The sequence below is a fragment of the Campylobacter sp. CFSAN093259 genome, assembly GCF_012889985.1.
Taxonomy (GTDB): domain Bacteria; phylum Campylobacterota; class Campylobacteria; order Campylobacterales; family Campylobacteraceae; genus Campylobacter_D; species Campylobacter_D jejuni.
Genome location: NZ_CP040617.1, coordinates 1,529,758 through 1,548,350, shown reverse-complemented (window position 1 = coordinate 1,548,350; position 18,593 = coordinate 1,529,758). Strand labels below are relative to the sequence as shown.

The 18,593-nt window shown below is 28.8% G+C and carries 12 protein-coding genes and 3 pseudogenes; 10 read left to right on the top strand and 5 right to left on the bottom strand.

The features are described from left to right. From nuoL to FBF20_RS07935, 4 genes are read left to right on the top strand one after another with little or no spacing between them, the layout of a single operon-like run. Nucleotides 1-1,791 carry an NADH-quinone oxidoreductase subunit L gene (gene nuoL, locus FBF20_RS07950; protein ID WP_002890154.1) on the top strand — a complete coding sequence of 597 codons (1,791 nt, stop codon included), beginning with the start codon at nt 1-3 and terminating at the stop codon, nt 1,789-1,791. A 1-nt stretch (nt 1,792) separates the two neighbouring features. Next, nucleotides 1,793-3,280, top strand: coding sequence for an NADH-quinone oxidoreductase subunit M (locus tag FBF20_RS07945; protein ID WP_002871957.1), 1,488 nt, complete (start codon nt 1,793-1,795; stop codon nt 3,278-3,280). Then, entirely contained in the window at nt 3,270-4,658 is a 1,389-nt protein-coding gene (locus FBF20_RS07940) for an NADH-quinone oxidoreductase subunit N (protein ID WP_002871958.1), read from the top strand. Before FBF20_RS07945 ends, FBF20_RS07940 begins: the two co-directional genes overlap by 11 nt. A gap of 21 nt (nt 4,659-4,679) precedes the next feature. Continuing rightward, nucleotides 4,680-7,046 carry a paralysed flagellum protein gene (locus FBF20_RS07935; RefSeq protein ID WP_002871959.1) on the top strand — a complete coding sequence of 789 codons (2,367 nt, stop codon included), beginning with the start codon at nt 4,680-4,682 and terminating at the stop codon, nt 7,044-7,046. Between the two features lie 42 nt (nt 7,047-7,088). Here FBF20_RS07935 and FBF20_RS07930 read toward each other — a convergent pair whose 3' ends face one another. Next, nucleotides 7,089-9,077, bottom strand: coding sequence for a methyl-accepting chemotaxis protein (locus tag FBF20_RS07930; protein ID WP_010891944.1), 1,989 nt, complete (start codon nt 9,075-9,077; stop codon nt 7,089-7,091). A 79-nt stretch (nt 9,078-9,156) separates the two neighbouring features. Between FBF20_RS07930 and FBF20_RS07925 the strand changes: the two genes are divergently transcribed. Further along, a complete protein-coding gene (locus FBF20_RS07925; RefSeq protein WP_002851141.1) occupies nt 9,157-9,588 on the top strand; it encodes a MerR family transcriptional regulator in 432 nt (143 codons plus the stop codon). A gap of 7 nt (nt 9,589-9,595) precedes the next feature. Here FBF20_RS07925 and FBF20_RS07920 read toward each other — a convergent pair. The 3 genes and pseudogenes from FBF20_RS07920 to FBF20_RS07910 form a co-directional block, all read right to left on the bottom strand. Continuing rightward, nucleotides 9,596-9,918: pseudogene (locus tag FBF20_RS07920) on the bottom strand (metalloregulator ArsR/SmtB family transcription factor). Between the two features lie 9 nt (nt 9,919-9,927). Further along, nucleotides 9,928-10,875 (bottom strand): annotated as a pseudogene (arsP, locus tag FBF20_RS07915) (organoarsenical efflux permease ArsP). 84 nt (nt 10,876-10,959) lie between these two features. Continuing rightward, nucleotides 10,960-11,292 (bottom strand): helix-turn-helix domain-containing protein, encoded by a 333-nt coding sequence (locus FBF20_RS07910; protein WP_002851392.1) that lies wholly within the window; start codon nt 11,290-11,292, stop codon nt 10,960-10,962. A gap of 192 nt (nt 11,293-11,484) precedes the next feature. Between FBF20_RS07910 and FBF20_RS07905 the strand changes: the two genes are divergently transcribed. Further along, a complete protein-coding gene (locus FBF20_RS07905) occupies nt 11,485-12,120 on the top strand; it encodes an NAD(P)-dependent oxidoreductase (RefSeq protein WP_002851545.1) in 636 nt (211 codons plus the stop codon). A gap of 11 nt (nt 12,121-12,131) precedes the next feature. Here FBF20_RS07905 and FBF20_RS07900 read toward each other — a convergent pair. Further along, nucleotides 12,132-12,435 (bottom strand): annotated as a pseudogene (locus tag FBF20_RS07900) (SAM-dependent DNA methyltransferase); the annotation flags it as partial. Nucleotides 12,436-12,489: 54 nt separating this feature from the next. Between FBF20_RS07900 and FBF20_RS07895 the strand changes: the two are divergent. The 4 genes from FBF20_RS07895 (at nt 12,490) to FBF20_RS07880 (ending at nt 18,593) form a co-directional block, all read left to right on the top strand. Further along, nucleotides 12,490-13,992 (top strand): class I SAM-dependent DNA methyltransferase, encoded by a 1,503-nt coding sequence (locus FBF20_RS07895; protein ID WP_002851467.1) that lies wholly within the window; start codon nt 12,490-12,492, stop codon nt 13,990-13,992. Next, nucleotides 13,989-15,455 (top strand): helix-turn-helix domain-containing protein, encoded by a 1,467-nt coding sequence (locus FBF20_RS07890; RefSeq protein WP_010891943.1) that lies wholly within the window; start codon nt 13,989-13,991, stop codon nt 15,453-15,455. Before FBF20_RS07895 ends, FBF20_RS07890 begins: the two co-directional genes overlap by 4 nt. A 218-nt stretch (nt 15,456-15,673) precedes the next feature. After that, nucleotides 15,674-16,816, top strand: coding sequence for a restriction endonuclease subunit S (locus tag FBF20_RS07885; protein WP_002851154.1), 1,143 nt, complete (start codon nt 15,674-15,676; stop codon nt 16,814-16,816). Nucleotides 16,817-16,826: 10 nt separating this feature from the next. Continuing rightward, nucleotides 16,827-18,593, top strand: coding sequence for an ATP-binding protein (locus FBF20_RS07880; protein ID WP_002851428.1), 1,767 nt, complete (start codon nt 16,827-16,829; stop codon nt 18,591-18,593).

Genomic DNA, 18,593 nt, shown 5'->3' with positions numbered 1-18,593 from the left:
ATGCAAAATTTAGCTTTGATTTCTCTTTTTAGTCCTTTTGTAGCTTTTTTGTTTGCAAGTTGTTTTGCTTTGAGTGAGAAAAAACAATTTGTAGGGATAATTTGTTCACTTTTAGTAGCTTTGAGTGCTTTTTGTTCTTTGTATTTGCTTTTTTGCAATGAAGCTTTTAATGTGAGTTTGTTTGAATGGTTTGCTGGAGTAAATTTTGGCTTTGATATAGATGCTATTTCGCTTACTATGATGAGTGTTGTAGGTATTGTAGCTACTTGTGTGCATTTTTATAGTATTTTTTATATGGCTCATGATGAAGGTTTTAATAAATTTTTTGCTTATTTGGGGCTTTTTGTCTTTTCTATGCTTTTTTTAGTTATGAGTGATAATTTCTTAGGACTTTTCGTAGGTTGGGAAGGCGTTGGGCTTTGCTCTTGGTTGCTCATAGGTTTTTGGTATAAAAATGATACTTATTCTTTTGCGGCTAATGAAGCTTTTATTATGAATCGTATTGCGGATTTGGGTATGCTTTTAGGAATTTTTTGGCTTTATTTGCAAGCAGGAACTTTAAAATATGATGAAGTTTTTTCCATGGCACAAAGCCTAGATCACAACGCTTTGATCTTAATCGCAACTTGTTTATTTATAGGGGCTATGGGAAAATCTGCACAATTTCCTTTTCACACTTGGCTTGCTGATGCTATGGCAGGGCCAACTCCTGTTTCTGCATTAATCCATGCAGCAACCATGGTAACAGCGGGGGTTTATTTGGTAATTCGTGCAAGTACGCTTTATGATTTAGTTCCTGAAGTTTCTTATATTATTGCCTTACTTGGAGCTTTTGTAGCGATTTTTGCAGCCTCTATGGCTTTGGTGGCTAGGGATTTAAAACGCATTATTGCTTATTCTACCTTATCGCAACTTGGATATATGTTTGTGGCTGCAGGACTTGGGGCTTATGGTATAGCTTTATTTCACTTAGCTACACATGCTTTTTTTAAATCTTTACTTTTCTTAGGTGCTGGAAATGTAATGCATGCTATGAATGATAAATTAGACATTAAAAAAATGGGTGGACTTTTTAAACCTTTAAAATTTACAGCTATTTTGATGTGTATAGGATCTTTAGCTTTAGCAGGAATTTATCCTTTTGCAGGATTTTTCTCTAAAGATTTGATTTTAGGATATTCTTTCATTTCTTTTCACCATGGTATTTTTTTAGTGCTTTTAATCGCAGCTTTTTTAACAGCATTTTATAGCTTTAGACTTTTAATGTTGGTATTTTTTACCCCTGCAAGACACAATGAACATCCACATGAAGCAAGTAAAATCGCACTTTTGGCTATGAGTCCTTTGATGGTTTTAGCTATTATTGCAGGATTTTTTGAACATAGTTTTTTTGAATATTTAAGCACAAAATTAGTTTTTATTGATGCACAAAATCAAATTGTAATGATTTGTGCGAGTGTAGCAGCTATTTTGGGTGTAATTTTGGCTATTTTTGCTTATAAAAATTCTTGGTTTAAGGAAAGTATTGAAGAAAATAAAATTCACAAACTTTTAAGTAATGATTATTTTATTCCTAGGTTTTATCATCAATTTATCGTTTCAAAATATGAAAGTTTATGTGCGATTTTAAAACATTGTGATCTTTATATTTTTGATAGAATAGTTGAAAAAATTGCTTTGTATTCTCAAATTATTTCACAAAAAATGATTATGCCAAACAGTTTAAACTTAATGCTTAGATTTTTGGTGGCAACTTTTGTGATTTTGTTGATTTTGGTATGGATGGTGTAAAATGCTAAATTATTTGATATTTTTTCCTTTAATTTCTGCTTTTGTGGTTTTGCTTTTAAATCGTGGAGGCATTAAGGTTTTTAGCGTTGTTGTAAGTTTTATGATTTTGGCTTTAAATTTGGATATTTTTGCGGATTTTTTACAAGGGACAAGCTTTGATTATAATCTCTCTTTTAAAATTTTGAAATTTTTTAGCTTTCATGTAGGAGTAGATAGTATCGCACTTATATTGATGCTTTTAAGTTCTTTGATGATATTTTTAAGCTTTTTATTTTTAAAGCTGGAACAAAAAGCGCTTGTATCTTGTATATTCTTTTTAGAATTTGCTATTATGGGACTTTTTAGCGCAAAAGATGGTTTGTTGTTTTATGTTTTTTGGGAATTTTCTCTTTTGCCTTTGCTTTATATTATGGGAGTTTATGGTAAAGATTTTAGAGCAGGGGTAAAATTTTTTATCTATGCTTTTGCGGGTTCAATTTTAATGCTTGTGGCATTGATTTATCAAGCTTATTTAAATTATCAACTTTTAAACATCTTCACTTTTGACTTAGAAATTTGGAAAAATAATGCCTCGGCAGTAAATTTTACAGAGCAACTTTTACTTTTTGGAGCATTTTTTATCGCTTTTGCTATCAAAGCTCCTTTATTTCCACTTCATACTTGGGCACCTAAGGTTTATGCAAATTCGCCTGTTCTTGTTTCTGTAATGCTTGTAGTTTTTAAAATGGCTCCTTTTGGATTTTTGCTTTTTTGTTTACCGCTTTTTCCAGATGCGAGTGTGTATTTTATGCCTTTAATTGTAGCTTTATGTATAGTGAGTATCGTTTATAATGCTTTAATTGCTTATAGGGCAGAAAATATTAAAGAATTGATCGCTTATAGTTCTATTTCACATCTTGGTGTGATGATTTTGGGAATTTTTTCTTTAAATGCTTTGGGTATTAGTGGTGCGGTTTTTTATATGTTTGCACATGGTATTGTAACGGGAGCTTTATTTTTAATGGTTGAACTTTTATACCAAAGATATCATACTTATGATATTTCTTTTTACCATTCTTTAGCCAAAAAAGCACCTTTATTTTCAATTTTCTTTATGCTCATTTTACTTGCGAGTGTTTCTTTGCCTTTAACTGTTTCTTTTGTGGGAGAGTTTTTAATTCTTTTAGGTATAGCAAAGATTAATTTATTTTACGCTTTGTTGGCAGGTTTGGTGATTATTTTAGGAGCGATTTATATGTTCGCAGTATTTAGAAAAATATTTTTCATGCAAAAACAAAGCTTTATAGAGGGTTTTTCTTTACTTTTTAGAGAAATAGTAGCGCTTGTGTGCATTGTAGTAATGATTTTTGGACTAGGGCTTATGCCAAATATACTTTTAAAGCCGATACAAAAAGATGTGGATAATCTTATAAAAACAATGAATATTAGAGCTGTTGAGCAAAATACTTTAGATTTTTTATCTAAAATAGGAGAGGCAAATGTTAAATAATTTTTTAAATTTAGAACTTTTAAATATAAGCTTATCTTATCCATTTTTATTTTTAATTACAACTGCAATAGTTCTTTTGCTTTGCTCTGGTTTTTGGAAATTTCATCGATCGTTTTATATCGGCATAAGTTCTTTGTCTTTGATTGTAAGTGCTTTTTTGATTTTAAATAATGCAAATGCTCAAGGTTTAGAAGCAAAAGCTTTTTTGGCTACTTTAAATAATGATATTGTTTCATTTTATGCTTCTTTGGTGATTTTGTGTTTTTCATTTTTATATCTTTTAATGCAAAAAGAAGAAAATCAGGGTGAATTTTATGCTTTATTTTTATTTATGATTGCATCTTTGCTTTTGATGGTTTCAAGCTCAAATTTAGTACTTATTTTTATAGGACTTGAAAGTTCTTCTTTAGCACTTTATACTTTAATAGCAATGCGTGGAAGTGATAATGCTATTTCAAGTGCGATAAAATACTTTAGTGTAGCGGCTGTAGGAGCTGGGTTTTTTGTTATGGCTGTAGCTTTTATTTATTTAAAAACAGGAACTTTAGATTTATCTGCTAATTTAGCGTTAAAAAATGAGTTTCAAAAAGATCCCATGCTTTTGGGTGCTGGAGTGATGATTTTTGTTCTTTGTGCAATCAAGCTTTCTTTGGCACCTTTTCATTTTTGGCTTAAAGATGTGTATTATGCAGCACATACAAATTTGGTTGCTTTTATTTCAGTTGTGCCAAAAGTTGCCATGTTGGTTGTGGTTATTCGTTTGTTTGATTTTTTAAATAATACAGGTTTTGAATATATCATAATAGTTCTAGCGATTTTTTCTATGCTTATAGGTGCTTTTGCGGCTCTAAGTCAAAACAATATCAAAAAAATGTTTGCTTATAGTTCTGTAGTGCATTCTTCTTTGGTTTTGGTAGCTTGCATTCCTTTATTAAAAGAACAAAATTTTGATGGAATTTTGCTTGCTATTTTTGGATATTGGACTTTATTTGCTTTTGCAAATTATGCTGTATTTATGATTTTAAGCAATTATGAGAATAATTCTTATGAGAGTTTAAATGGGCTTTTGGTTAAAAAACCTTTAATTGCTTTTTGTTTAAGCATTAGTGTGCTTTCTTTAGCAGGTATCCCGCCTTTTGGAGTGTTTTGGGGTAAATTTATGATTTTAAATACAGCAATTTTAAATGGATATTGGTATTTGGTGCTTTTTGTGGCTTTATCTTCTGTTATTATGCTTTATGCGTATTTAAAGATTTTAATTCATGCTTTATTTATGAAAAATGATAGGGTTCATAATATTAAGTTTAGTTTTATACAAAATTTTATTTTAGCTTTTTGTGTTTGTGTAAGCACTTTTGTTATATTGTTAATGTTATAAGAGTTTTGCTATAATTATTTTATGAGAATATTATTTTTAATTTTATTAAGTTTTTTAAATGCTTTTGCTTTTGAGCTTGTTTTAAACACGGGTCGCGAAAATAATCAAGCTTTTGCAGTTTTACATGCGAGTAATGATTTAGAATTTACATGTCAAAAATTTATTACCGAAGCAAAAGTTCATTTTGAATGTGATATTGTAGGTATGGTTGATAATAAATTAAAAGATCAGAGTTTTTCTGCTTTTGATTTAAAATTTATACAAGAAGCTCAAAAAATTAAAATGATCATTTTGCCAAAAATACAAGCAAGAATGTTTGACACTTCTCAAAATATTTATATAGATAAAGAACTCAGTTCATCAAGTTCGCATAAAAGTAAGGCTTTTACTTTTATTTTTACACCAGAACTAGCACCTATTAAAGACTATGATGGACTCGATTTTAATATCAATTTTCCACATGAGAGTTTGCCTTATGTTGGAGCTTTGGATTTAAATTCTGATCCTGTTGTTATTCCTCAAAGTGCAGATATCAATACTTATTTACGCATCAAAAAAGAATACGATAAGGCTAATTACAATCAAGTGGTGATTGATGCACAAAGTGCTATCAATAGATATCGTGGCAGTGTTTTTACTAGTGAATTTATACTTTATAAATTAAGAGCTCAAAATAAACTTTACACTCAAGATCCAAGCATGCGTGATCAACAAATTTTAGAAAAGATGATTGATGATGCTAAAAATTGGACGCGTACTTTTACAAGTGATAAAAATTTTTCAGAAGTTTTACATATAATGTTAAGAACTTATATCGCTTTAGCTCAGCGTGCTGATGTAGAGTATACAATGTCGATTTTGGATAATGAACAACCTAATAATTATTTTACTCAGTTATCAAAACTTGATTATGCAGACTATATTTATAATTTAAATGAAAAAGAAAAAGCTGTAAATATTTATGAAAATACTTATTTTAATACAAAAAATTTAGATTTAGCTGCAAGAGCAGCTATGAGTTTGGCAAAGAATTTGCTTTCAAATGAGCAAGTAAATAAAGCTATAGAATATATTAATACCATTTTAAAAGCCAATCCTGAATATTTTGGAAAAGATATTCCAAGATCTTTAGAACTTGCTAAATTATTTAATCAAAAGGGACAATTTGATATAAGTGCAAGTATTTATGAAGATGCCTTTGCTAAAATGTCCAAACTTGATCCAAGTTATGAAGAAACTTTAAAAGATTTAGCCTTGGTTTTATCACATGCTAACAGATCTAGTGATGCTAAAAAATACCTTGATTTGTATATGGATGATTATTTAGATGGTAAGTATTTAGATGAAATTAAAAAAGCAAGTGATGAGGTATTCTTTGCTTTAGGTGATAATAATGCAAGCTTTTTGCATCAGCGTTATACAGATTTAATGAAGCAATATGCAAATAAAGATGAGAATATTGCAAATAAAGCTTTAGATGAAGATGTTGCACTTTATTATAAAGAGGGAAATTTTAGTGCTATTTTAGCTTATAAAGATCTTATAGAAAGTAAAAAAATTCCAAATGCTACTCAATTTTTAGAGAAAGCAGCCATTAATGATTTAAAAAATGCGATAAAAGCTGATAATTGTATCAATGCTGCAAATATTTTTATGCATTTTAGTGCTTATGATATAGGTCAGAAAATTGAGAATAAAAAACAAATGTTAGCTTGTCTTATCAGAACTTCTAATGTTGAACAAGCACTTGATTATATAGATAAAAATTATAATGAAGATTCTATATTTTATGGTCTTCAAAAAGCATCTATTCTTTTTGATAATAAACAATATCCTCAGGTGATTAAAATTTCTAAAGATATAGCTAATTCTAGAATTTTAAAAAGCGATGATGAGAATTTTAAGGCTTATTATTTGCAATTTTTGTCTTTATTGCGCTTAAATGACTACAATCAAGCCATTAAAATTTTGCAAATTTTAGAAAGTTTTCCAATGAATTTTAGTATGGTGGAAGCTTATGATGCTTTACTTTCTTATGCTAATGATCACAATATGCAAACAACTATTTTAACTTACGCACCTAAGGCCATTGACTATCAAAATTTTAAAGGTATAAATCTTTTTAGTCCTAATTTAGAATTTATATATCTTGATGCTTTGACTAAAATCAATAAAAATGAAGAAAGTTTAGCTGTTTTAACAGATTTACTTAAATTAAAACTTTCAGATGAAGATAGAGCAAGAGCTTTATATATCCAAGCCTTAACTTATGAAAGAATGCAAAATATACAAGCTGAAAAAGAAAGTTTAAAACAATGTCTTGAAATCAAAAGTGCTTCAAATTGGCAGAATTTATGTAAGAGTAAAAATCAAATTTTAAATCAATAAGTAAATTTAGAGATAACTAGCTTTTTGGCTAGTTATCTAAGGTTAAAACCTTTTCTTCTTAACATCTTCTAAGATATTATTAGCTATATCACTTACTGTACTAGAAATAATAGCTGATTCATTAGCAATTTCAACATTATCTTTAGTAGTTTGATCAATTTGAGCTACGCTATCATTGATTTGAGTGATACCTGCAGTTTGTTCTTTAATACTTTCTGCCATATCATTGATAGATTGAACAAGTAAATTAGTATTAGCTTCAATTTCTGATAAAGACTTTTGAGTTCTTTCAGCTAACTTTCTAACTTCATCAGCTACCACTGCAAAGCCTCTACCATGTTCTCCAGCACGAGCTGCTTCAATAGCTGCATTTAAAGCTAAAAGATTGATTTGATCTGCAATATCACCTATAATACCTGTAACATTTTTAATCTCTTCAGATTGAGTGATAACATCACTAGTTTTAACTGAAACATTTTGCATAGAAGAAGTGATCTCTTCTAAAGCTGCTGCAGTTTCTTCTAAAGATTGAGCTTGAGAATTTGAAGAAGTGGTTAAGCTTTGAACAGCAGTTTGTAATTTTCCACTTTCATTAGCTAAAGCATTAGCAAAGTCTGAACTTTGTTTTAGCATTTTAACTATTTCATCACCTAAAGCATTAGTAGTTAATTCTACACTACCGCTAGCATTTTCTAATTTATTTCTAAAGTCTAAGCTTTTGTATTCTTCAAAAATTTTATGAATAGCATTCATATCAGAACCTACTCTAGCTTGTAAAACATCAAGAAGTTTATTTAGAACATTTTTAAGTTCAATAAGCTGTGGGTTTCTTGGATTAGCAGTAATTCTTGCTGTTAAATTACCACCTTCTACAACTGATACGGTTTGAACTGATTCTTTAACGGCTTGATTGTCTTGTTCTAAACCTCTTTTAGTAGCAAGAATGTTTTCATTGATAGCATTTGAGATTTGTCCAAATTCATCATTACTTTTTACTTCTATAGTAGAAACATTTTTTGTTTTATAGTTGATAAAATCAAAGAATGAAGTTAAACCTGTTTGGATAGCTGCAAGTGGGGAGAGGTATTTTGATACGATGAAATAAAGGAGGATGACGCTAAATACTACTACAATAATGACAACAATGGCTTGAATAAATGCAGCTTTATAAATAGGTTTATTTATAATATCAGCGCTTTCGGTAATACAAGCTGTATAAGCAAAGACTTTAGTACAAGCTCCAAGTCTTTCTTCATTATTTAACTTATAAGAGAAGAAGTTGTTATCACCATTGAGTTTATATGCATTTAGAACAGGAGAATGATCAATGGATGGATTTAATAATTCTTTATTGGTTGCTGCAAATATTTTATTTTTTTGATCAAATAAAAAAGTATTTCCAGGGGTTTTTGCAACTAAATTTTGCAAATCTTCTGATGGTATATCGACACCCAGTACCCCTATGATTTTACCATCTTTATAAATAGCTTTAGAATACGTTATTACATATTGTTTTAAAACTGTATCTAAATATGCTGGTGTAACAAAAATATCATTTGTTTTTAAAGCTTCTTGATACCAATCTTTTGTCTTTATATCTAAATCATCACGTAATTCAGGCATTTTTGCATCATTAGATTTTTGACTAAGTAAAACTTTTCCATTGTTTAAACCTAAATAAACATTTAGTGCATTTATACTATGACGATAATATTTCAATATTGGACCAACATTGTTAATAATATTTTCTTCAGTGATTAAAGATTGATAAGGTAAGTTCGCGATATCTTTTTCTAAAGCTCTAGTAAAAGATTGATTTGTGGAACGGAAATCTTCAACGGTAGATTGTGTGACTTTAAGTAGGTCAGTTTGATTTTTAAGAGTGCTTTCATATAGTGAGGTTTTTGTAAAATAAAAACTTACAATACCTAGAACAATTAAGGCAAAAATTGCAATTAAATTTGCAATGAGGGAAAGTTTGATTTTAATACTATTCATTATTTTCCTTTTAATCTTTGTTATTTTTAGCATAAAACTAATAATTTGGCTATTATTTTATCACAAAAAAATAAAATAAATTTTTATTTTTATCTTAAATAAAGGAGAAAATATGGCTTATACTATAAAAAAAGTAGAAAAAGAAACAAAAATTAGTGCTCATACTTTAAGATTTTGGGCTAAAAAAGGTTTGTTTCCTTTTGTTCAAAAAGATGAAAATAGTGTGAAATATTTTTCAAAAAGCGATATAGAATGGGTAAAATGGATAGAATGGCTTAGAATTTCAGGTATGCCAATAGAACAAGTCAAACATTATATAAAACTTTGCTCTTTGGGTATAAAAACTGCTAAAGAAAGACAAGAGATGTTAAAGCAAACAAAGAAAAAATTACAAAACCAGATTAAAACATTAAAAGAAAGTGAAAAAGTTTTAAGCAAAAAGATAAAAATTTATGAAGAAATGCTTGCAAATGAAGTCGATGGGTTTAATCCAGAAAGCAAGGACTATCAACCTTGTGATAAATTGCATAAGTTTAAGGGTTGATTTTATATTAAGGGCAAATTTGGGTAATAATATTTTCATTTTTTTTAATAGCATTTTTAAGCTCTAAATTTTTGATATTTTCAAAAAGATCTAAATGCAGCTTTAAAAGCTCATTATTAATCCCATAATACGCCCAAGTTCCTTGACGCCTTACATACAAAAACCCGCATCTTTTAAAATTTTTAAATGTCTTGAAAGTCTTGATTGACCCATGTTTAAGAGCTCTTGTAGATCACAAACACAAAGTTCTTTGTATCTTAAAAGATGATGTAAAATCAAAACCCTACTTTCATCATTGATCGCCGAAATAATGGCTAAAAATTTTTGCATTTTATTTCCTTAAATTAAATTAATAAAAATTCCAAAAGATATAGCCACGCCTAAAATAATCATAACAAATAAAAATAAAAATTTCATTTTAAACATTTGTTTGAGTAAAACAAGCTCAGGTAAAGAACATCCAGCACCAGCGATTAAAAAACTCATAATCACTCCTTGAGAAATTCCCATTTGTAAAAGTGCTAAGCCTATAGGAATAATAGTTTCTACTCTTAAATAAAGGAAAATTCCTAAAAAAGCCGCTAATGCAATGCTTAAAATTTCATTGCCATTTAGGTATTTTTGTAAAATTTCTTGAGGAATAAAACCATGAATAAAAGCACCGATAAAAACTGCCACAACGATATAAGGTAATAATTTTTTATAATTTTTCAAACTTTCTTTGAATAATTCTTTATAGTTTATCGTTATATTTTTAGACTTATCTTGAGTATTTGCACAGCATGATTTTTGTTTAAAAATAAAATTGCTAGGATTGTGAGCGCTTTGGGTAAAAATACTTGATTTTGTATTTTTAGGAATATGTTTTAAAAAACTATCTTCCTTAAATTTAGAAAAAACAAAAGAAATAATAAATATCAAAAATATCAAAAAAACCACATAAATCAAACTTAACTTTAAACCAAAAGTTACAAAAAGCATGGAAAAAATAATAGGATTAATAAGAGGCGAAGTAAAAAGATAAGCTAAAGCTATGCTAAGTTTTACTTTCGCTTCTAAAAAAGCTCTTAAAAGCGGTATGGTAGAACAGGAACAAAATGGCGTTAAAGCACCTAAAAATATAGCTTTAAAATAACTTGAAATTTTGTCACCAGCAAGTTGTTTTTAAAAAATTCCTTCGTATTTTTGATTGATAATAGAAACTAAAAAAGAAATAGCTATAAAAAGTACAGAAAGCTCAGTAAATAGATATAAAAACTCTTTGAAAGTATTTAAAAAAGACTGCATTTTTTATCCTTTTAAAAATATTTCCAAAAAATATAACATGTATAAATTAATAAATTAATATATATTGATATATTAATTTATTACTTAAACGATATTTTTATAGCTATTTCCCCAATTCTCAAGACTTTTTAAGATGGATTCTAAACTATTGCCTAAAGATGTAAGTGAGTACTCAACCTTTGGAGGAACTTCTGCATAAACTTTGCGTTTGATCAGTTTTGCTTCTTCTAATTCTCGTAAATTTTGTGTAAGGACATTTTGAGAGATGTTTTGATTTTTTGTAAATGAAATGCTTTTTCTTAACTCTCCAAATCTTTTAGTCCCTTGCAACAAATCTCGAATAATTAAAATTTTCCATTTATTTCCTATCAAATTAAGCGTGGTTTCAATAGGACAAAGAGAATGATATTTTTTCATTATAAATCCTTATTTTTTAAAATTATAACATATTTTTTAAAAAAATTTATCTCATTAAAATACTAAAATAACATAATACTCCTAAAATAGATACTATATTATAAAATAATATCTACTTGATTTTTAGTAGTAAATATATTTATAATTTCTAGATTGCATTTTTTATGTAAAAATACTTAAAAAGGAGATATTATGAAAATAGCAATTTTATGTGCAAGCGGTAAAGTAGGCAAAGAAATCAGCAAAGAAGCTTTAAAAAGAAATTTAGAGCCAGTATGTTTTGTACGCAATAGCTCTAAAATGAATGAATTTTTACCTCAAGCTAAAATAGTACAAAGAGATCTTTTTGAACTTGATTCTAAAGATCTGATAGATTTTGATATTATTATTGACGCTTTTGGAGAATGGGAAAATTTAAGCTTACATAAAAAGCATATAGAATGCTTGAGTGTAATTTTACAAGGAAGTAAGGCTAAATTATTTGTTGTAGGGGGTGCTGGAAGTTTGTATATGGATGAGAATCATACTACAAGACTTATGGATATGCCTGATTTTCCTAAAGAGTATTTGGATATAGCTAAAGCAAGTGCGGAAGTATTGGAATTTTTACGCAATGAAAAAGGTTTTAAATGGGTATATGTGAGCCCATCTGCTATTTTTTCACCAGATCTTCCAAAAAGCAATCATTATAAAATCATAGGCGAAAAATTTGAAGTGAATGCCAACAATGAAAGTAAAATCAGCTATAGTGATTATGCTAGTGCTATGATAGACATAGTGCTTAATTCTTGCTATGAAAACACACGCATTGGGGTAATAAGCCTATAAATAAAGATGCCTTATGCTTTTAAGGCATCTTTTATTTCTTTTAAATACTTATTTTGAAGTTTTAAATTTTCTTCTAAAGAATTTAAAATCTCTTCGCTAGTTCTTAGGATTTTTTCTTCTTTTACATTTGGATTTTTAGCACTTAAATCATAATTTCTTTCTTCAAGTTCTTTTTTGCTAAGCAGCCAAGAATTAGCAGTGATTTTTCTTTTCTTTGTAGCATTTTAGAAATTCCTTAAAATGTGCGTATTCTAAAGGCTTGTTTTTAGTAAGCTTGTAAGGTGGTATAAGCTCGTAGTAATACACCTTATCATCATTTGCTTTTAAAATACTATTTGTTATACTTAATAAAATTATTTAAGGATAAAAATGGCAAAGAAAAAAGAAATAAAACTAGAAGATGCGTTATGGAAAAGTGCTGATAAATTACGCAAAAATATCGACGCAGCAGAGTATAAACACATAGTTTTAGGACTTATATTTTTACGCTACATTAGCGATAGCTTTATGCAAAAATACGAAGAGTTATTAAAAGAACAAGATGATGGAGCCGACCCAGAAGATGCAGATGAATACCTAGCTGACAATATCTTCTTCGTTCCAGAAAAATCTCGCTACAACTACATAAGAGATAACGCCAAAAATCCCAAAATAGGCAAAATGCTAGATGAAGCAATGGACGAGATAGAAAAACACAACGATACTCTAAAAGGAGTTTTGCCAAAAGTCTATGCCAAAGATAACTTAGATAGTAAATGCCTAGGCGAACTTATAGATCTTATAGGAAATATCGCCTTTGACACTGGTAAAAGCACCGATGTTTTAGGTCATGTATTTGAGTATTTTTTAGGTGAATTTGCCCTAGCTGAAGGCAAACAAGGCGGACAATTCTACACTCCAAAATGCGTCGTAGAGCTCCTAGTAACTATGCTTGAGCCATATAAAGGCAGAGTGTTTGATCCTTGCTGTGGAAGTGGCGGTATGTTTGTTCAAAGCGAAGAGTTTGTAAAATCTCACCAAGGCAGACTAGATGACATCTCAATCTATGGTCAAGAGTCAAATCAGACTACCTACAAACTCGCCAAAATGAACCTAGCCATAAGAAAAATCGAAAGCTCACAAGTGATATGGAACAACGAAGGCTCATTTTTAAACGACGCTCATAAAGACTTAAAAGCCGATTTTATTATAGCCAATCCACCATTTAACGACTCGGACTGGAGCGGCGAACTGTTAGAAAACGATGGCAGATGGAAATACGGCGTCCCACCAGCAAGCAACGCCAACTACGCTTGGATACAGCACTTTTTATATCATCTATCACCAAACGGCGGTGTAGCGGGATTTGTCCTAGCTAAAGGCGCACTTACAAGCAACACCACAAATGAAGCAGCCATTAGAAAAGCACTTATTGAAGATGATTTGATAGATTGTATAGTAAATCTACCCGCAAAGCTGTTTTTAAATACAGGTATTCCTGCATCACTTTGGTTTATAAGACGCCAAAAGCTACCAAAGACAGTCAAAAAAACGCTTTTTATAGATGCAAGAGATTTAGGAACTAGGATAAATAGACGCAACAAAACCCTAAACAAAGACGATATAAACCAAATCGCAAATATTTATAAAGCATGGAAAAACGGCACTGATTATGAAGACATAAAAGGCTTTTGTAAAAGTGTTAGCATAGATGAGATAAGAGAGCTTTCTTATGTGCTTACCCCAGGGCGTTATGTGGGGCTTGCTGATAGTGATGATGAGTTTGATTTTGATACTAGATTTAACGAGCTTTTAGCAAAGTTAAAATCCCAAATCAAAACTGAGCAAGAGCTAAGTGAAATTATCTTAAAAAACTTAGAGAAGATTAAATGATAAGGACGGTTATGGATTTTAAATTTGTACTAAGATTGTTAGAAGCAAACCAATTTGAGAATGAAGTGGTTGAATATAAGAAAAATAATAAAGATTTTATTGTATTAGGAAAAAATATTTCTGCTTTGTCAAATACAGCTGCTTTACTGGGTATAGATAAAGCATATATAATTTTTGGCATTGAAGATGGTACGCTTAATATTGTCGGTACAAATTTTAAACCAAAACAAGAAAAAAAGGGAAATGAAGAGCTTGAAAGTTGGTTGCATAAAGTTTTAAAACCTAATATAGAATTTAAAATTCATGAAATAACGGAAAAAGAAATCAGGTTGGTGGTATTTGAAATTGAGGCAACTAAGATTTCACCAATAAAATTTGAAGAAAAAGCTTATATAAGGATAGGCAGTAATAGAAAAGAATTGGATAAATATCCAGAAAAAGAGAAAAAATTATGGCAAGTTCTTTCAGGCTTTTCTTTTGAAAATGAAATAGCTAAATCAAATTTAAATATTCAAGATATATATGATTTATTGGATTACAGTAAGTGTTTTGATATGTTAGATATATCTTACGATAATTATTCTTCAGATGAATATATTATTGAAAAATTAATTGAGCATGGTTTAGTTAAAAATTTGAATGATTCTTTTGCTATTACTAATTTAGGTGCTATCTTGTTTGCAAAAGATTTAACAAAATTTAAAGGCTTAAATAGAAAAAGAATTAGATTTATAAGGTATCAAGGTAAAAACAAAATTCATACATTAGAAGAATTAGAAGGTAGAAAAGGATATGCTATTGGTTTTCAAGGATTGATTTCATATATAATGCAGTATGTTCCTAAAAATGAAGTGATAGAGAATGCGATAAGAAAAGATACTACTTTATATCCAGAAATCGCAATAAGGGAACTTGTAGCTAATGCGATAATTCATCAAGATTTTACAATAAATGGTAGAAATCCAATGATTGAAATGTATAGCGATAGAATAGAAATAACAAACAATGGAAAATCTCTTATAGATATTAAACGATTAATAGACATGCCATCAAAGTCACGGAATGATAAGTTGGCTAATTTAATGAGAATAATGGGTATATGTGAAGAAAGGGGTTCTGGTGTGGATAAGGTTATAGATAGCGTTGAAGCTTATCAATTGCCAGCACCAGATTTTATAAATAATGAAGATTATTTTCAGGCAATTTTATTTTCTCATATGCCCTTAGAAGATATGACCAAGCAAGATAGAATAAGAGCTACATATCAACATTGTTGTTTAAAATGGGCTTCAAGAGAAGCCATGACAAATGCTAGCTTAAGAGCTAGATTTAAAATAGGTGATAAGCAACATTCAAAAGCTTCAAAAATAATTAGCGATACTTTAGAGGCAGGTTTGATTAAGCAGCAAGATCCAGAAAATAAATCTACAAAACATGTTAAATATGTTCCATTTTTTGTTTAGGTTTTATGTCATGCTTTCGTCAAAATTATTTAAAAATAGCTTAAATTATATATCACATAGCTTTAAAATACGAGCTTTTAGCGTTTTTTCTTCTGTCATGCTTTCGTCATTATCTTTTAAACCAAGCTTAAACAAAGGAAATTCCGAATTTAAATTCTCGAATTTATTTCGTGTATTTTTTGGATTTTTTACGCAAATAAATTCCAAGGGATTAAGATATGAATAATTGGAAAAAATGTAAGCTTGGGGATATTGCAGAGATAACAATGGGGCAATCTCCAAAATCAGAATTTTATAATTTTGATAATATAGGTATGCCATTTTTACAAGGCAATAGGACTTTTGGTAGGAAATATCCTTATTTTGATACATATTGCACTGAATATAAAAAAATAGCTAAAAAGGGTGAGATTTTATTTAGTGTGAGAGCTCCTGTCGGAGATATTAATTTCGCAAACAATGATATTTGTATCGGTAGGGGCTTATGCTCCATGAATGCAAAAAATGGTGAAAATGAATTTTTATATTACTTATTACACAACTTAAGAAGTGTTATTATAAATAATGAGTCTGGTAGTGTTTTTGGCTCGGTAAATAAAAATGATTTACAAACAATAGAAATTTTATTACCGCTATTAGAAGAGCAAAGGCAAATTGCTACTATCTTAAGTAGTATTGATGACAAGATAGAACTACTACACGAGCAAAACAAAACCCTAGAAGAACTCGCCCAAACTCTTTTTTTAAATTGGTTTAAAGATAGAGAATTTAATAGCACTATTAGTGATTTTATATCTATGCAAAATGGTTTTGCTTTTAAGAGTAAAGATTTTATAGATTATGGTAACAATGGAGTAATAAAGATAAAAAATATTTCAAATGGAATTGTAGATATTGTAAATACTGATAAGATAAGCCAAAATACTATAAATGAAGTTAATAACAAATTTAATATAAATTCTGGAGATATTTTATTTGCAATGACTGGTGCTGAGATAGGTAAAATGGGTATCGTTCCAAGTACAAATAAAAAATTATGGTTAAATCAGCGAGTAGGAATGGTAAAAGAAAGGTTTTTAGGAGCTAGGTTTTTAGCATATATACATTTAACTTCTGAATTTGGTTATGACTATGTTATCAATTCAGCTACTGGCAGTGCTCAAGAAAATATAAGTGCGACAGATATTGAAAATTGTCCATTTGTTAAGCTTACGAGTGAAGAGATTGTGAGTTATTCTAAACAATTAAATGATTTTTTTGAAAAAATTATATTTAATCTAGGAGAAATTCAAACCCTAGAAAATATGCGTGATATACTTATCCCAAAACTCCTAAATGGAGAAATAAAAATAACTAACTAAAGGAGAATGTGTGAATAAATATAAGTTTGTAAAATTTCAGGTTAAAAACTTTCGTTCTTTATTGGATATTACTTTAAATATAGACAATAATAATATAAATACAATTTGCGGTGAAAATAATATTGGAAAGACTAATTTTTTGAGAGCCTTAAATTTATTTTTTAATCATAATAATGGTGTGGAGTATAATCAAAATGAAGATAGACCATATCATATTCAAAAGGGATCAACTGGTGGTAGAAAAACAGAATTAATAGGCTATTTTACAAAAAATAATGTCACACATATTTTAAAAGTTGAATTTCATAAAGATAAGATTGTGTATATATTAAATGGAAAGATGGTTGAATGGAAAGTTGCTAGAGATATTGTAGAAAGTTTTAAACTTTTATTTATAGAAGCAAGTAATGTGAATATGCCTAGCGTAATTTCTGCTATTTTAGAAAACGATGCTTTGTTAGCCTTAGATAATAAACGAAAAAAGCAAAGTGAGCCTTTAAGAACATTGAAATTATTCATAGAACAATCAAAGAAAGCTATAGAAGATATAGAAAAGGATATTAATATATATTTAAAACAAATGTTAGATTTTGATAACACCTTAAAAGACAAGGAAATAAAAATTAGATTTGCCGAATTTGAAAAATTAAGAGATGTTGTAAAAACTATGACATCTGTTACTTTAGACGATGGAAATGACCACTTAATGGATCATAAAGGGAGTGGTGCTCAAAGAATAGTACTTTTATCTTTAATGCAATATATTACAGATAAAATTACAACAGATATAATATGGGCAATTGATGAACCAGAAGCATTTTTGCAGCCAAAATTACAAAAAAAGATTATGGAAATATTTAAAAATATTGTAAGAGAGAAAAAGCAGCCTATAATTATGACAACACATTCTCAATACTTTGTAGATTTTAATAATTTAGTCAATACTCATTTGTTTAAATTGACAAAAGAAGAAAAGATTTATGCTAGAAAAAAAGGTAGAGTATTTCAAGAAATTAACACAAAACCGATTTATATAGGCACTGCGTTTGAAAAGTTATCTGTTATTAAAAAACATTTAGGTATAGAAACCAATGATAATTGGGATATTATGCCTTATAATATTTTAGTTGAAGGAGAAGAAGATAAGAAATATTTGCAAATGCTAATAGAAATTTTAAATTTATCTATGCCAAATATAATACATTCTGGTGGTGCAACTAAAATAGCAGGTTTTTTAGAATATTTTAATAATCAGTGCAGTTATACTTCTTTTAAACCATATTTTATATGTATTTTTGATAACGATGAAGAAGGTAGAAAACAATACAATAAAATATCAAAAGATAATTTATATCCAAACATAAAGCTAGATGCAAAAAAATTAAAAAGATATGGAGAATCGATACAAGAAAATAATAGAGATATTTGGGAGATTGAAGATTTCATGCCTATAAAAATAATAGTAGATGCAGTTAATATTATACTTAAGTATAAACAATACAATACGATAACAAACTCTCAGATAAGTGATAGAAAAAAACTAGCATTTAAAAATATGTCAATTTTGGATTATTTAGAAAAATGTATTGCTGATAGAAATGAAGAGAAAGAAAGATTTATATTAAACACTGAATCAAGAAAAAAAGAAATTTGCCAAAACGCATTTAGGGCTCGTGAAAAATATACAAAAAATGATTTAGAAGATTATCATGTTGATTTTATGAATGAACTTATTGATAGCTTTAACAAAGTAGATTTGATAAAAAAGGATAACTAA

Excerpts from the sequence above, each read along its gene's own strand:
- FBF20_RS07885 (WP_002851154.1), top strand. The coding sequence starts at position 15,674 with ATGAATAATTGGAAAAAATGTAAGCTTGGGGATATTGCAGAGATAACA.
- FBF20_RS07930 (WP_010891944.1), bottom strand. The coding sequence starts at position 9,077 with ATGCTAAAAATAACAAAGATTAAAAGGAAAATAATGAATAGTATTAAA.
- FBF20_RS07890 (WP_010891943.1), top strand. The coding sequence starts at position 13,989 with ATGATAAGGACGGTTATGGATTTTAAATTTGTACTAAGATTGTTAGAA.
- FBF20_RS07940 (WP_002871958.1), top strand. The coding sequence starts at position 3,270 with ATGTTAAATAATTTTTTAAATTTAGAACTTTTAAATATAAGCTTATCT.
- FBF20_RS07925 (WP_002851141.1), top strand. The coding sequence starts at position 9,157 with ATGGCTTATACTATAAAAAAAGTAGAAAAAGAAACAAAAATTAGTGCT.
- FBF20_RS07935 (WP_002871959.1), top strand. The coding sequence starts at position 4,680 with ATGAGAATATTATTTTTAATTTTATTAAGTTTTTTAAATGCTTTTGCT.
- FBF20_RS07895 (WP_002851467.1), top strand. The coding sequence starts at position 12,490 with ATGGCAAAGAAAAAAGAAATAAAACTAGAAGATGCGTTATGGAAAAGT.
- FBF20_RS07945 (WP_002871957.1), top strand. The coding sequence starts at position 1,793 with ATGCTAAATTATTTGATATTTTTTCCTTTAATTTCTGCTTTTGTGGTT.
- nuoL (WP_002890154.1), top strand. The coding sequence starts at position 1 with ATGCAAAATTTAGCTTTGATTTCTCTTTTTAGTCCTTTTGTAGCTTTT.
- FBF20_RS07910 (WP_002851392.1), bottom strand. The coding sequence starts at position 11,292 with ATGAAAAAATATCATTCTCTTTGTCCTATTGAAACCACGCTTAATTTG.
- FBF20_RS07905 (WP_002851545.1), top strand. The coding sequence starts at position 11,485 with ATGAAAATAGCAATTTTATGTGCAAGCGGTAAAGTAGGCAAAGAAATC.